The 13,663-nt window shown below is 70.7% G+C and carries 16 protein-coding genes; 12 read left to right on the top strand and 4 right to left on the bottom strand.

Annotated features, from left to right (window positions below; genetic code table 11):
* Positions 1 to 2: 2 nt before the first annotated feature.
* A complete protein-coding gene (locus ABD191_RS01370) occupies positions 3 to 461 on the bottom strand; it encodes a GNAT family N-acetyltransferase (RefSeq protein ID WP_344075813.1) in 459 nt (152 codons plus the stop codon).
* 126 nt (positions 462 to 587) lie between these two features.
* Here ABD191_RS01370 and ABD191_RS01365 point away from each other — a divergent pair, with 126 nt between their 5' ends.
* Positions 588 to 1,793: a S8 family peptidase gene (locus ABD191_RS01365; protein ID WP_344075811.1), complete on the top strand. Its 1,206-nt coding sequence runs from the start codon at positions 588 to 590 to the stop codon at positions 1,791 to 1,793.
* An 81-nt stretch (positions 1,794 to 1,874) separates the two neighbouring features.
* Here ABD191_RS01365 and ABD191_RS01360 read toward each other — a convergent pair whose 3' ends face one another.
* Complete coding sequence (locus tag ABD191_RS01360) at positions 1,875 to 2,225, bottom strand: YciI family protein (RefSeq protein ID WP_344075809.1); 351 nt, start codon at positions 2,223 to 2,225, stop codon at positions 1,875 to 1,877.
* A gap of 225 nt (positions 2,226 to 2,450) precedes the next feature.
* On the opposite strand from ABD191_RS01360, the gene ABD191_RS01355 reads away from it, so the two are divergent.
* Positions 2,451 to 3,743, top strand: a complete 1,293-nt coding sequence (locus ABD191_RS01355) for a S8 family peptidase (protein ID WP_344075807.1) — start codon at positions 2,451 to 2,453, stop codon at positions 3,741 to 3,743.
* A 21-nt stretch (positions 3,744 to 3,764) separates the two neighbouring features.
* Here ABD191_RS01355 and ABD191_RS01350 read toward each other — a convergent pair whose 3' ends face one another.
* Positions 3,765 to 4,625, bottom strand: coding sequence for an alpha/beta fold hydrolase (locus tag ABD191_RS01350; RefSeq protein ID WP_344075805.1), 861 nt, complete (start codon positions 4,623 to 4,625; stop codon positions 3,765 to 3,767).
* Positions 4,626 to 4,659: 34 nt separating this feature from the next.
* On the opposite strand from ABD191_RS01350, the gene alr reads away from it, so the two are divergent.
* The 10 genes from alr (at position 4,660) to ABD191_RS01300 (ending at position 12,889) form a co-directional block, all read left to right on the top strand.
* The gene (gene alr / locus ABD191_RS01345) at positions 4,660 to 5,790 is read left to right on the top strand and encodes an alanine racemase (protein WP_344075803.1); all 1,131 of its coding nucleotides are present in this window, start codon (positions 4,660 to 4,662) and stop codon (positions 5,788 to 5,790) included.
* On the top strand, positions 5,787 to 6,893 hold the full coding sequence (locus ABD191_RS01340; RefSeq protein ID WP_344075801.1) for an alpha/beta fold hydrolase: 1,107 nt from the start codon (positions 5,787 to 5,789) through the stop codon (positions 6,891 to 6,893). The genes alr and ABD191_RS01340 overlap by 4 nt, the downstream gene beginning before the upstream one ends.
* Entirely contained in the window at positions 6,890 to 7,360 is a 471-nt protein-coding gene (gene tsaE / locus ABD191_RS01335; RefSeq protein ID WP_344075798.1) for a tRNA (adenosine(37)-N6)-threonylcarbamoyltransferase complex ATPase subunit type 1 TsaE, read from the top strand. The genes ABD191_RS01340 and tsaE overlap by 4 nt, the downstream gene beginning before the upstream one ends.
* 10 nt (positions 7,361 to 7,370) lie before the next feature.
* Entirely contained in the window at positions 7,371 to 8,048 is a 678-nt protein-coding gene (tsaB, locus tag ABD191_RS01330) for a tRNA (adenosine(37)-N6)-threonylcarbamoyltransferase complex dimerization subunit type 1 TsaB (protein WP_344075796.1), read from the top strand.
* Entirely contained in the window at positions 8,048 to 8,479 is a 432-nt protein-coding gene (rimI, locus tag ABD191_RS01325; RefSeq protein WP_344076128.1) for a ribosomal protein S18-alanine N-acetyltransferase, read from the top strand. Before tsaB ends, rimI begins: the two co-directional genes overlap by 1 nt.
* Complete coding sequence (tsaD, locus tag ABD191_RS01320; RefSeq protein ID WP_344075795.1) at positions 8,469 to 9,533, top strand: tRNA (adenosine(37)-N6)-threonylcarbamoyltransferase complex transferase subunit TsaD; 1,065 nt, start codon at positions 8,469 to 8,471, stop codon at positions 9,531 to 9,533. Before rimI ends, tsaD begins: the two co-directional genes overlap by 11 nt.
* A 149-nt stretch (positions 9,534 to 9,682) precedes the next feature.
* Complete coding sequence (locus tag ABD191_RS01315) at positions 9,683 to 10,174, top strand: hypothetical protein (RefSeq protein WP_344075793.1); 492 nt, start codon at positions 9,683 to 9,685, stop codon at positions 10,172 to 10,174.
* Positions 10,171 to 11,376, top strand: a complete 1,206-nt coding sequence (locus ABD191_RS01310) for a hypothetical protein (protein ID WP_344075791.1) — start codon at positions 10,171 to 10,173, stop codon at positions 11,374 to 11,376. The genes ABD191_RS01315 and ABD191_RS01310 overlap by 4 nt, the downstream gene beginning before the upstream one ends.
* Entirely contained in the window at positions 11,373 to 12,461 is a 1,089-nt protein-coding gene (locus ABD191_RS01305) for a S8 family serine peptidase (RefSeq protein WP_344075789.1), read from the top strand. The genes ABD191_RS01310 and ABD191_RS01305 overlap by 4 nt, the downstream gene beginning before the upstream one ends.
* Positions 12,462 to 12,634: 173 nt before the next feature.
* Complete coding sequence (locus ABD191_RS01300) at positions 12,635 to 12,889, top strand: hypothetical protein (protein WP_344075787.1); 255 nt, start codon at positions 12,635 to 12,637, stop codon at positions 12,887 to 12,889.
* Here the strand turns inward: ABD191_RS01300 and ABD191_RS01295 are convergent.
* Positions 12,870 to 13,604, bottom strand: a complete 735-nt coding sequence (locus tag ABD191_RS01295; protein WP_344075785.1) for an HAD family hydrolase — start codon at positions 13,602 to 13,604, stop codon at positions 12,870 to 12,872. The genes ABD191_RS01300 and ABD191_RS01295 overlap by 20 nt on opposite strands.
* Positions 13,605 to 13,663 lie beyond the last annotated feature (59 nt).

Raw genomic sequence — 13,663 nt, 5'->3', positions numbered from 1 at the left:
CCTCAGTCCAGGTCCAGGACGGCGACCGTCTGGTTGTCGCTCTTCTCGCCGGTCGGCCGGAAGCCCAGCTTGAGGTAGAACGGCTCCGGTCCGCCGTCACGGGGCTCCCAGGTGACGTACGCCTTCGTCTCACCCCGACCGCGGATCTCGTCGCACACCGCCCGGACGGCGAAGGTGCCGTAACCGCGACCCTGGGCGTCGGCCGCGATGTTGAGGCGCCAGAGGCCCGAGCGGATGTCGGTCGTGTCGTTGTCCGGCCCCCACGGGATGTCCAGGAACGCCATCACGAAGCCCACCAGCCGGTCGCCGTCGTAGATCAGGCGCGGCCACGCGTACTGCGGGAAGACGTACGCCTCGGCGAGCGACTTGACCACCGGCGCGACGAGGTCCGCCTGGTCGGGCCGGACGGACAGGGCGAGGGCGGCCTCGTAGTTCTCCGGCGTGATGACCTCCAGGCGCATGCGGCGCACCCTAGCGGCCGTGGCCGGCCTGGGCGACCCGATTACCGCGGCCTTCCATTCGCAAACTTGCGTATCCAAAACCCTGACATTTGCGTTGAAAAGGCAACACTGAAGAAGGGCAATGCAATGATGCGTACCAGGCGCCGCTGTCTCCGGTTCATTGTCACGGCGGCGTTGCTGCTGCCCGTCGGGGCGCAGACGAGCGCCTCCGCGGCGCCAGCGACCGTCGAGGAGGCTGGGCTGCGGCCCATCCCCGGCAGCTACATCGCCGTCCTCCGCGACGATGCCGGCAACCGCGAGCAGGTGGGGGCGGTCGTCCGGGAGATCACCCAACGGCACCGGATCACGGCGCGGCTCCTTTTCGCCAGCGCGCTCAAGGGCTTCAGTTTCCAGGGCAACCCGCGGCTGGCCGCGCTGATCGCCGCCGACCGGCGGGTGCAGTCCGTGCAGCCGGACTTCGAGGTGCGGACCAGGACGGTGACGGGCACGCAGAACTCGCCGCCGTCATGGGGGCTGGACCGCATCGACCAGCGGAACCTGCCCCTCAACAGCCGGTACGAGTTCCCGAACAACGGCTCCGGCGTCAACGCCTACGTCATCGACAGCGGCATTCGGGCCACCCACCGCGAGTTCGGCGGGCGGGCGGTGGCCGCCGCCAACTTCACCCCCGGCGGGAACACCACCGACTGCAACGGGCACGGCACCCACGTGGCGGGCACGGTCGGGGGCAGCAACGTCGGCGTCGCCAAGGCCGTACGGATCGTGGCGCTCAAGGTCCTGGACTGCAACGGGTCCGGTGCGACGTCCGGCATCCTCGCCGCGCTCGACTGGGTGGTGCAGCGCGGCCAGCGCCCGGCCGTCGTGAACATGAGCCTGGGCCACGTGGGCGGCGACCCGGCGCTGAGCAAGGCGATCGCGACCGTGACGGGTCGAGGTTTCAGCGTGGTGGTCGCCGCGGGCAACAACCGGATCGACGCGTGCAACGTCTCACCCGCCCAGTCCTCGAACGTCATCACGGTCGGCGCGACCAACAAGCAGGACAGCCGCGACACGCAGTACTCCAACTACGGCCGGTGCGTCAACATCTTCGCCCCGGGCACGAGCATCAACTCCGCGTCGCCGAAGGCGAACAACACGTACCAGACGATGAGCGGCACCTCGATGGCGTCGCCGCATGTCGCGGGCGCGGTGGCCCTCATCCTGTCGCGCTCGCCCGGCCTGTCGCCGCGCCAGGTCGCGGACTGCCTGGTGGAGGGCGCCATCCACAATCAGATGGCGAACGAGGGCACGGGCTCCCCGAACCGCATGCTCTACGTCGGCGCCGGCTGCTGAGGAGAGGTGCCATTCACGGCGGGCGGGCCGGCGATCGGCCCGCCCGCTCGCGAACGCCTCGGCCGCCCGGACGTCGACCGCTCACTCGCCGTGGAACGGTCGTACCTCGATCCTGCGGTTGCAGGCTTTCGATCCGTCGGCGGCGAGCCTGAGCGCCGTGTCCAGGTCGGCGGCCTTGATGATCCAGAAACCGGCGAGGTACTCCTTCGACTCCAGGAACGGTCCGTCGGTGACGATGGCGGCCTCGCCGCGGTTGTCGATGACGGTGGCGGTGCTGGGGGACGCGAGGCCGCCGGCGAAGACCCAGTGGCCATCCGCCTGGAGCCGCTCGTTGAACACATCGATCGCGGCCATCTCGGTCGGGGTGGCGGAGCCGGTACGACGCAGCTCCTCGTCGGTCGTGTCGTCGATCACGGAAAACAGGTACTGCATCTCGGATCATCTCCTGCGGCTCAGGGCCGCCCCTCGTGGGCGCCCGCTCACCTCTACTACGAACGACGCCGGCCCGATCCGACAGTGACCGCGGAATGTGTGGGCAGAAAAGTTCCGCTGGGCCGAGGTCGCCAGTGGCGGTCCGACTTTTGGTGGGCGGCCGCCGCCGCGTATCTGTCGTCTCTTATGCCCGTTGAGCAGGGTATAAAGACGAAAGGCGATGCGATGAAGCGTACTGGTCGCGGCTTAGCGCGATTCGTGGTCGCGGGGGCCCTCGTGCTGCCCCTGCTGATGGGGCCGGGCCCGCTCGCGGTGGCGACACCGGGCGGCGCCGTGGGGACACCGGACGGCGTCAGGGTTGACGGTGAGCCGGCGGACAACGATGGATTTGTGCCGCCGAACCCGCCGGTCAACGCCGCCGTCGCGGGCACCTACACCGTCATATTCGACGACGGGTTGGTGTCCCAGGCGCAGGTGCGCGCTGTCGCGCGGCGGATGGAGGCGGCGCACAACGTCGACGCCCAGCGCTACTACCTCAACGCGATGCGGGGCTTCGAGTTCCAGGGGACGGCGCAGGAGGCCGCCGACCTCTCGGCCGACTACCGGGTGTCGAGGGTCCAGCCGGATTACCGCGTCTACGCGCTCGGCTGGCAAACGGGGCCTGTCCAGAAGGTCCAGCAGGGCAATCCCCCGTCGTGGGGCCTGGACCGCATCGATCAGAGTTCGCTGCCACTCGACCATAAGTACACGTACCCGAACCGTGGGGCCGGCGTCACCGTGTACGTCATTGACAGTGGCATCCGCGCCAGCCACCGGGAGTTCGGCGGGCGGGCGGTCGCCGCGATGGACTTCACGGGGGAGGGGGACAACGAGGACTGCGCCGGCCACGGCACGCATGTCGCGGGGACCATCGGTGGCTCCCGGGTGGGCGTGGCGAAGGGGGTGCGCCTCGTCGCCCTGCGCGTGCTCGACTGCAACGGCGTCGGGCTGACCTCGGGCGTCGTCGCGGCGCTCGACTGGGTGCTCCGCAACGGACAGCGGCCCGCCGTGGTGAACATGAGCCTCGGTCACGCCGGGTCGGATGCGGTGCTGAACAAGGCGGTCGCGAACGTGTCCCGGGCCGGCATCCCCGTGGTGGTGGCGGCCGGGAACAACAAGGGAGACGCGTGCTCGGTCTCGCCGGCCTCGTCGCTGGACGCGATGACCGTCGGCGCGATCGACCGCACGGACCACCGGGACGTCAAGTACTCCAACTACGGACCGTGCCTCAACGGCTTCGCGCCCGGTACGCGTATCTACTCCGCGTGGCCGGACGCCGACGACACGTACGCGACGATGTCGGGCACCTCGATGGCGGCGCCGCACGTCACCGGAGCGGTCGCGATCGCGATGGCGGCGAACCCCACCCTGACGACGACGGAGTTCCGGGCGTGCCTGCGCCGCAAGGCCACTCGCGGCAAACTGGCCGACACCAGGAACTCGCCCAACGTGCTAGTCCGGATCATCGGCGCCTGCTGAAGCGGACGTCGGCCGTCAGGCCTACTGGCCGAGGAACGCCCGCAGCGCGGTGATCACCGCGCCGGGGGCCTCCTCGGCCATGTGGTGTCCCGAGTCGATCGCGTGACCGCGCAGGTCCGCCGCCCACGGCCGCCAGACCGCGAGCGGGTCGCCGTGCAGGTCGGCAAGGTCGTCGCGCGACGACCAGAGCACCAGCGTGGGGCAGGCGACTGTCCGGCCGGCCGCGCGGTCGGCGCGCTCGTGGTGCTGGTCAACGGCCAGGCCGGCGCGGTAGTCCTCGACCATGGCCCGCACGACCGCCGGGTCGTGCACGGCCGCCCGGACCTCGGCGTGGTTCTCGGCGCCCATGAGCGCCTCGTCCAGGGCGTACCAGGCGTCGGGGTCGGCCAGGATGGCCCGCTCCGGCTTGTCCGGTTGGTTGAAGAAGAACCAGTGCCAGTACGCGCTGGCGAAGCGCGCGTCGCAGCGGTCGAGGGCCTCGCTGATCGGGATGCCGTCCATGGCGACCAGCCCGGCGACCCGGTCGCGGTGGTCGAGGGCGAGACGCAGCGCCACGTAGCAGCCCCGGTCATGCCCGGCAACGGCGAAGCGTTCGTGGCCGAGGTGGCTCATGAGGGCGGCGAGATCGCCGGCGACGGCGCGTTTGGACTGCTGGGCGTGGTCGGGCAGCGGCGGCGGGGCGCTCGACGCGCCGTACCCGCGCATGTCCGGGACGACCACCGACAGGCCGGCGGCGGCCAGCGCGGGGGCGACCCGGTGCCAGGTCGCGCCCGTGCGCGGGTGCCCATGGACGAGCAGGACGGCGGGCCCGGCGCCCCCGTGGCGCACCCGCAACGTCACCTCGCCAAGATCCACTCTTTCGTCGATGAAATCCTCAAGCATGCCCCGTCCATTACCCGCCGGTTACTCTTGCGCCATGTGGCAGGCGGAAGTACGCGTTGATCTTGACGCGATCCGGCACAACGTGGCCGTACTCGGGGCCGGTACGGGCGCCGAGGTGATGGCCGTCGTCAAGGGGGACGGGTACGGGCACGGCGCCGTCCCGGCCGCGCTCGCCGCCCTCGACGGCGGCGCGACGTGGCTGGGCGTGTGCACGCTCGACGAGGCCCTCCAACTGCGCGAGGCGGGCATCACGGTGCCCGTTCTGTCCTGGTTGCTCGCGCCCGGCCTGCCCCTTCAAAGGGCCATCGCGGCCGACGTCGACCTCTCCGCCTCGACGACCGAACTGCTCGACGAGATCGTCCGGGCGACGGCCGAGGCGGGCCGCGCGGCGCGCGTACACCTGAAGATCGACACCGGGTTGGCGCGGGGCGGCGCGAGCGCCGAGGACTGGCCCGCCCTGTGCGTCGCGGCGGCCAAGGCGGCCGCGACCGGCGACATCGAACTCGTCGGGGTGTGGAGCCACTTCGTCTACGCCGACGTGCCCGACCACCCGACGATCGACCGGCAGCTCGCCGCGTTCCGCGCCGCCCTGACCGTGGCCGAGAACCACGAGATCAACCCCCGGGTACGCCACATCGCGAACTCCGCGGCCACCCTCACCCGGCCGGACGCGCACTTCGACCTGGTCCGCCCCGGCATCGCCGTCTACGGCCTGTCGCCCGTGGCCGGGCGGGCGGACAACTTCGGGCTGCGCCGCGCGATGACGGTGCGGGCCCGGGTGCTGCACGCCAAGCGGGTCGCGGCCGGCCAGGGCGTCTCATACGGGCACACCTACACCACCTCGGGCGCCACCACGCTGGCGCTGGTCCCGCTCGGGTACGCCGACGGGGTGCCCCGCGCCGCCAGCAACCTCGCCCCCGTCCGGCTGGCGGGCGCCAACCGGGCCATCGCGGGGCGGGTCTGCATGGACCAGTTCGTCATCGACTGCGGCGACGACCCGGTCGCGGCCGGCGACGTGGCCGTCCTGTTCGGCAACGGCGACGACGGGGCCCCCACGGCCGACGACTGGGCCGAGGCGGTCGGCACGATCAACTACGAGATCGTGACGCGGATGGGCAGCGCCCGCGTCCCCCGCGTCTACGACGGCGAGCGGACCACGGCGTGATCGCCGAGTCGACCAGCGGGGGGCGGCTCAACCGCCGCAAGATCGGCCTGGTGTCCACCATCGTGGGCGTCGCCGCGGCCGGCGTCGCGGTGGGCGTCGCCGCCGAGCGACTCCTGCTCGGGCGCAGCCGCCGGTCCACGGACTCCGACCCGTACAAGGATGAGCCCTTCGGCGCCCTCGGCGCCGACGAGACGCGGACCGTCACCACGACCAACGGCCTCGACCTGCACGTGGAGATCGACGGCGACCCGGACGCGCCGCTGACCGTGGTGCTCGTGCACGGCTTCTGCCTCGACATCGGCACGTTCCACTTCCAGCGCAAGCTGCTGCGCACCATCCCGGGCGTGCGGATCGTCGCCTACGACCAGCCCGGCCACGGCCGGTCCGGACGACTGACGGCCGGCGAGTACTCCATCCAGCAACTCGGCCGCGACCTGCGCACCGTCATCGACGAGACCGCGCCGACCGGCCCGGTCGTGCTCGTCGGCCACTCCATGGGCGGCATGGTGATCATGGCGCTCGCGGAGCAGTACCCCGAACTGTTCGGCGTGGGCGAGCGCGTCGCCGGGGTCGCGCTCATCGCCACCTCGGCCGGCGAGCTGAGCGGGGTCACGTTCGGGCTGCCGAAGGTACTCGCGAAGGTCCGCACCCCGCTGCTTCCCGTGATCACCAACGCGGGCCGGCTCACGGCCGGCGTGTGGGACCGCGCCCGCCAGGCCCACACCGACCTGGCCTGGATGCTCACCAAGCGGTACGGGTTCGGGTCCACGAAGACCAGCCCGGCCCTGGTGTCCTATGTGGAACACATGAACGCCGCCACCCCCACCGACGTCGTCGCCCGGTACGTGCGCACGATCGACGCGCACAACCGGTTCCCGGCGCTCACCAGCTTCGAGGACTCACCGACCCTCGTCGTCGTCGGCGACGAGGACCTGCTCACCCCGGTCGAGCACGCCGAGGCGATCTGCCGGGTGCTGCCCCTGGCCGAGCTCGTGATCGTCCCGAACGCCGGCCACGTCGTCATGCTGGAGCACCACGAGGCGGTCGACGCGGTGCTCGGCCCGTTCGTGCGTAACCTGGTTCCCGGAGGTACGCGGACGTGAAGGTTGAGCTGGAAACCGTCGAGGACACCCGGGCGTTCGGGCGCAGACTGGCCGGCGTGCTGCGCGCCGGCGACCTGGTCGTGCTGAGCGGGCCGCTGGGCGCCGGCAAGACAGCCCTGGCCCAGGGCATCGGCGCCGGCCTCGGCGTGCTCGGCGCGGTCACCTCGCCCACCTTCGTCATCTCGCGCATCCACAAGCCCGGGCCGGGCGGCACGCTGCCGCTCGTGCACGTCGACGCGTACCGCATCGGCGGTGTCGCCGAGATCGACGACCTGGACCTGGACGCCAGCCTCGACGACTCCGTGACCGTCGTCGAGTGGGGCGTCGACAAGGTCGAGCAGCTCGCCGACGCCCACCTTGAGGTGCGCATCGACCGGCGTGACGACGACTCCCGCCTCGTCGAGGTCGTCGCCCGGGGCGGCGACTGGCCCGACCGCCTCGCCGGGTTGGCCCCACCCTCCCGATAGGGTGCAGGACGTGCTTGTTGTCGTGGTGGACACCTCGACCCCGGCGGTGACCGCCGCGCTGGCCGAGATCTCGGGTGACGGCGTCACCGTGCTCGCCGAGCGGGCGACCGTCGACGGCCGGGCCCACGGCGAGATCCTCGCCCCCCAGCTGTCCGCGTGCCTCACCTCCGCCGGCGTCACCATGTCGCAGGTCGGCGCCGTCGTCGCGGGCGTCGGCCCGGGACCCTTCACCGGCCTGCGGGTGGGCCTCGTCACGGCCGCCTCGGTCGCGCAGTCGCTGGGCGTACCCACGTATGGGGTCGTCTCGCTCGACGGACTCGGCGCCGCGGCACCCGCGCCCGAACCCACGCTGGTCGCGACCGACGCGCGGCGCAAGGAGATCTACTGGGCGGTGTACCTCGACGGGGTGCGGCTCACCGACCCGGCCGTGGGCCGCCCGGCCGACGTCGTGGCCGGCCTGCCGGCCGAGGGTGGCCCGGTGCGCGCGCTCGGCGACGGCGCGATCAGGTACGCCGACGTGCTCGGCCTGCCCGTCGCGGACGAGCCGCGCTACCCGGTGGTGTCCGTGCTCGCGACGCTCGCCGCCCCCCGGGTCCTGGTCGGCGCCCCGTCGGAGCCCTTGACCCCCCTCTACCTGCGCCGCCCCGACGCCGCCGAGCCGCACGCCCGCAAGCCGGTCCTCACGTGATCAGCGACTTCCGCTGGTGGCACATCGAGCCGGTGCTGACGATCGAGGACGAGCTGTTCGGGGCGGAGCGCTGGACGGCCCCGATGTTCTGGAACGAACTGGCCTCCGGCCACTACTACCGGGTGTACCTGGCCAAAGGGGAGGTCGTGGGCTACGCGGGCCTCGCCGCCTCCCCGCCCGACGAGGCATGGATCAACAACGTGGGGGTACGCCGCGACTTCCAGCGCCGCGGGGTCGGCCGCGCCCTCGTCGACGACCTGCACGCGGAAGCGGCCCGGGTCGGCGCCCGGCAGATCCTGCTCGAGGTCGCCGCCGACAACGAGCCCGCCCAGCGCCTCTACGCCAGCTACGGCTTCGAAGTGATCGGCCGCCGCCGCGGCTACTACCAGCCCAGCAACACCGACGCCCTGGTGATGTCCCATGACCTCTGACGAACCGCTCATCCTCGGGATCGAGACCTCCTGCGACGAGACCGGCATCGGCATCGTGCGCGGCAACGTGCTGCTCGCCGACGCGGTCGCCTCCAGCGTCGACGCGCACGCCCGCTACGGCGGGGTCGTGCCCGAGGTGGCCAGCCGCGCCCACCTCGAAGCCATGGTGCCGACCATGAGCCGCGCCCTCGACACCGCCGGGGTCACCCTCGCCGACATCGACGCGATCGCCGTGACGGCCGGCCCGGGCCTCGCGGGCGCGCTGCTCGTCGGCGTCGCCGCCGCCAAGGGGTACGCCCTGGCGGCCGAGAAACCCATCTACGGCGTCAACCACCTCGCCGCGCACGTCGCCGTCGACACGCTCGCCGCCGAATCGGGCGGCCACGGGCTGCTCACCGAACCCGCCATCGCGCTGCTCGTGTCCGGCGGCCACTCGTCCCTGCTCTACGTCGACGACGTCGCCGGGTCGTACGAGCCGCTCGGCGCCACGATCGACGACGCCGCCGGCGAGGCGTACGACAAGGTCGCCCGGCTGCTCGACATGCCGTTCCCCGGCGGCCCGCCCATCGACCGCGCCGCCCAGGGCGGATCGGGCGACGCGATCGCCTTCCCGCGCGGCCTGACGTCGCCGAAGGACCTGGCCGCGCACCGGTTCGACTTCTCCTTCTCGGGCCTCAAAACGGCCGTCGCCCGCTGGGTCGAGGCCCGCGAACGCTCCGGCGACCCCGTGCCCGTCGCCGACGTGGCCGCCTCGTTCCAGGAGGCCGTCTGCGACGTCCTCACCCGCAAGGCCGTCGACGCGTGCCGCACCCGCGGCGTCCGCACCCTGATCATCGGCGGGGGCGTGGCAGCCAACTCCCGCCTCCGCGCGCTCGCCGTCGAACGGTGCGCCCCCCACGGCATCGAGGTGCGCGTACCCCGCCCCGGCCTGTGCACCGACAACGGCGCCATGGTCGCCGCCCTCGGCGCCCGCCTGGTGGTCGCGGGCGTAGCCCCGAGCGCCCTGACCCTCCCCACAGACTCGGCCCTCCCGGTAACGACGGTCACCGTCTGACCCGCGGCCGGCTTTAACCGCGCTATGGCCACTCAAGTACCGAATCCGGCCCCCCCATTCGGTACTTGAGGCCACATAGCGCGGTTATCCACAGGGCGTATCCGCGTAGTTACGAGTTCCGATACGCTTGCGTGTCGCGGTGGGGAGGCATGGTGTCGGACTTCGATCATCACGACTGGGACGGTGCGCCGCCCGAAGGCGGGTTCGTGCAGGTGCGTGTCGACCTTGACGGTGTCAAGGGTTTCGGATCGTTCGTACATGACGAGACGGTTCGAAATCTCGATCCGTTCGCTCAACGGATCGCGCGTGCCTGCGACGACGACACAGTCGCATTCGGCAACCGCCGAGCCTTTCCGGCGCTGTACGAAGCGCGCGCCGACTACCAAGCGAGCCTCCACCAGGCGATCTCGAACCTTCGCGAATTCGTCGCCGCGTCACGGATCCTCGTCGGCGCGGTCGACAAGGTCGTCGAGCAGTACGGCTCAACGGATGCGCTCTCGGCAAAGGCCGTCGACAAGATCCTCGGTGACGCGGTCGCCCAAGCGGCTCTGGAACGGAAGGCGCACGACGAGATGGTGCGCATCGCGTCCGCCCACACTTCGCTGCCCACCTCGGTTACGAAGTGGGGAGAGCCCCGGTGACCGACGACGCGCCAACCACAGCGACTGACTGGTCGAAGTACACGCTCGAACAGATCTGGTCGATGCTGCACGACGAGCGTTCCGAGGCGCTCCATGAGCAGGCCCGCGTCTGGTTCCAGATCGAGTCCATCTGCCGTCACCATGCCGACCAGTTGAGGGCGGCCGCTCTCAAACTCGCCGAAAGCTGGCCTGCGGCCAATGGCAACGCAGCCGAACGCTTCCAGTCGTTCCTGACCACCCTGGTCGCCTACATGGAGCACACCTCCAAGGCTGCCGACACTAACGGCCGCGCTGTCGACTCATACCACGGCGACATCATGGACACCCGCGCGAAGATCGAGAGATTGGCGGCGCGTCACGAGGCGACCAACCGGCCGGAGTACGGCGCCAACCCGCTGGTGGTGCGCAGGACGCTGACAGAAACGGCCCGCGAAATCATGGCGTCGGCAGACACCCGAGCCCACGAGTTCCACCGGGCCGTCAAGATTCCAGCGGCCTTCGTCCCTCGGGACAACGGTTATGAGCCCATCGACGAAAGGTCTGGGGGTGACGGAGCTGGTGGCGGCAATGAGCGGGCAACGACAGGCACACCTGCGCCTGCTGACCGCTCAATCCCACGTGGTCCGATGAGCGCGGGACCGGCATCGGGCACCGAATCGGTTGACCCCGTGCTTGCTGGAGACTTCTCTCCCGTGGGCGTGCCCGTGCCTACGCAATCGGATGTAGGGAGTCCCCTCACCGGCGGATCCGGCATGCCGGTCGGGTCCGCACGCGGCATTGGCGAACCGAACAATGGCTCGCCGGTCGGCCGAGTCATCGGATCGGTTCCTCACGCGACGCCATACAGCGGTGGAGCTGCGAAGGCGCCCACCGGCGGCAACTCGGCAGGCGCTGACGCGTCATTCGGTAAAGGCGGGTCAGCCGGTCACAGTGCCGCTGGCGCGGCCGGCATGGTGGGTGCTCCGATGATGGCGGGAGGCGCCGGCGCCACGCGGGACGGCACGAGGGTTGGGCATCCAGGCGGCGTCATCGGTGGGGATCGGGGCAGGCGACGACGTCCACATGATCCGGACGATCCGTGGCTGATCGAACCGGAGGTGGTCGCTCCCGTGATTGGACCCAAGGCCGCGTCGGCGTGGGATGACGCCTCAGACGAGGAGATGCCCCCGGGGGTTGTGGACATCAAAGGATGGCCGCGGTGAGCCCGACGAATCGGCGGCGGTGGTGGCCGGCGTGGATTGTCGGCGCGATTCTGCTGTTGGTGGCGCCGCCGTCACCCGCCTCTGCTGACACTGTGGAGGACGGCCAGTGGTACGTGAACTTCCTGGCTCTCGGCGACGCCCAAAAGATCACCAAGGGGGCCGGTGTGATTGTCGGCGTCTTGGACACGGGCGTTGGTCGGCATCCGGACCTGTCGGGCGATGTGCTCAACGGAGCGGATGCTCGCATCGGTGGGACTGACCGGGACGGTCGCAACGATCGGGACGGGCACGGAACGCGAATGGCGGGATTGATAGGGGGCAACGGTCGGGTGCGTGGCGTCGCCCCCGAGGCCACGATCCTGCCCGTCAAAGTTATGACCGTTGGAGAGGCCTACGGCTCGATCGCCGAAGGCATCAACTGGGCGGTGGATCACGGTGCCAAGGTCCTATGCATCGCCATTCACGCTGGTGAACCGGCGCTCGACGACGAAGCCGCCATACGTCGGGCGATCCGATCCGATGTAGTCGTCGTGGCGGGTGCGGGAAACGCGGACGGGGCTGACGGGGTCGGGTATCCCGCCGCCTATGAAGGGGTTGTCGCGGCTGGAGGGGTGGACCGCAACGGACACCACGCTGACATCTCGGTCCGCGGCGACAAGATCGTGCTTTCAGCGCCTTCGGATGACATCTCGTCCACCGCTCCCCATGGTGAATACACGCTCGGGACCGGGACGAGCGACTCCACCGCGTTGATCGCTGGGGCGGCCGCGTTGGTGCGGGCGAAGTTTCCTGAGTTGTCGGCCGAGGAGGTTATCCACCGGCTGACGTATACGGCCGACGACAAGGGGCCGGCTGGGCGGGACGACGAGTACGGGTACGGCGTCGTCAACATCGTCAAGGCGCTCACCGCGGACGTGCCGCCGTTGCGCCCGGCTGCGGGCACCTCACCGCAGGCCGAAGGCGAGAGCGCGGGTGACCTGTCCACGGGCACCGTTGTCGCAATCGTGACCGCCGTCCTCGTCGCTGTCGCACTGCTTGCTTTTTTGATCATTCTTGGTCGACGTAATCGCGCTAGGGCCACTTAAGTACCGAATCCGTCGCCGCATTCGGTACTTAAGGACACAAAGCGCGGGAGCGTTCACGTTCATGCTCAGATTGATCATGCGGAGAGGCGGCGAAGTTGCGACTTTGGCCGCACGGAGCGTGGGTGGGGGAGGGCGGGTGGTTATTGTCTGCGGGTGACGTGTGAGGGGCAGGCATGATCGTGCGGATGTGGGAGGTCAAGGCCTACCCGAAGGACTTTCCGGCGCTGCTCGCGTGGGTGTGTGACACGGCCGTACCGGAGGTGGAGGTGCACCCGCTGCACATCTCCAGCGAGGTGTTCTCCTCGACGGACCACCGGCTCGTGGTGATCTCCAAGTGGCGCAGTAATCCGCTGCCGTTGCCCGATCCGCCGGCCGAGCTGGTCGCCCGCAGCCCGCATGTGTGGGACTTCAGCCCTGTTGACCGCTGACCTGCGCAAACGGGATCGGGGCGACCGTCAGCACCGGTGCCGCAGGTGACGGGCGCGGCGTGCTCAGGAGGGTGACCAGCTCGCCCAGCGACTCGACCTTCGTGGGCGGCCAGGAGGAGTCGGCCGGCTTGAACTCGACCGTACGGATCACCGACATGCCCAGCTGGGCGGCGGTCGCCAGCTCCCGGTCGGCCCCGTCGCCGACATACACGCACTCGTGGGGCGCGACGCCCAGCGAAGCGCACGCCGCCAGGTAGATCGCCGGGTCGGGCTTGCCGACGCCGAGGACGGGGGAGAACACGGCGGCGTCGACGTGCGTGGACAGCGGGGTGGTCGACCACAGTTCGGCCGTCTCGATGGTGCAGTTGGTCACGACGCCCAGCCGCCAGCCGGCGGCGCGCAGAGCGGACAACGCGGCCAGCGTCGCCGCCGACGGCCACAGGTGGGACCGCGTGAACGTCCGGCGCCGCGCCGCCGCCAGGCGTACCGCGGAGGTGGACGGCGAGGAACCGGCGTGGACGGCGAGGGTACGCACGGTGTCCTCGACGGAGCCGAGGCGGCCGGTCAGCCGGTCCGGCCACGAGACGTGGAACAGGTCGCGGTAGACGACCGGATCGACGCCCACGTCACGGGCGGTCAGAGCGATCATCGCGTCGCGTTCCTCGTCGCCGCCGGACACGAGCGTGTTGTAGAGGTCGAGCAGCACCGCGGGCATGCCGGGCACGCTACCGCAGCGGCCCAAAAATGGAAGGCGCCGCAGGTCACCGCGCACGT

The sequence above is a fragment of the Luedemannella helvata genome, assembly GCF_039528415.1.
Lineage (GTDB): Bacteria > Actinomycetota > Actinomycetes > Mycobacteriales > Micromonosporaceae > Luedemannella > Luedemannella helvata.
Note: the sequence above shows the minus strand (reverse complement) of the source record. Positions and strands in the feature narration are given on the sequence as shown.

Coding starts and splice junctions, on each gene's coding strand:
- ABD191_RS01370 (WP_344075813.1), bottom strand. CDS start 461: ATGCGCCTGGAGGTCATCACGCCGGAGAACTACGAGGCCGCCCTCGCC.
- ABD191_RS01365 (WP_344075811.1), top strand. CDS start 588: ATGATGCGTACCAGGCGCCGCTGTCTCCGGTTCATTGTCACGGCGGCG.
- tsaD (WP_344075795.1), top strand. CDS start 8,469: ATGACCTCTGACGAACCGCTCATCCTCGGGATCGAGACCTCCTGCGAC.
- ABD191_RS01295 (WP_344075785.1), bottom strand. CDS start 13,604: ATGCCCGCGGTGCTGCTCGACCTCTACAACACGCTCGTGTCCGGCGGC.
- alr (WP_344075803.1), top strand. CDS start 4,660: ATGTGGCAGGCGGAAGTACGCGTTGATCTTGACGCGATCCGGCACAAC.
- ABD191_RS01355 (WP_344075807.1), top strand. CDS start 2,451: ATGAAGCGTACTGGTCGCGGCTTAGCGCGATTCGTGGTCGCGGGGGCC.
- ABD191_RS01300 (WP_344075787.1), top strand. CDS start 12,635: ATGATCGTGCGGATGTGGGAGGTCAAGGCCTACCCGAAGGACTTTCCG.
- ABD191_RS01360 (WP_344075809.1), bottom strand. CDS start 2,225: ATGCAGTACCTGTTTTCCGTGATCGACGACACGACCGACGAGGAGCTG.
- ABD191_RS01350 (WP_344075805.1), bottom strand. CDS start 4,625: ATGCTTGAGGATTTCATCGACGAAAGAGTGGATCTTGGCGAGGTGACG.
- ABD191_RS01315 (WP_344075793.1), top strand. CDS start 9,683: ATGGTGTCGGACTTCGATCATCACGACTGGGACGGTGCGCCGCCCGAA.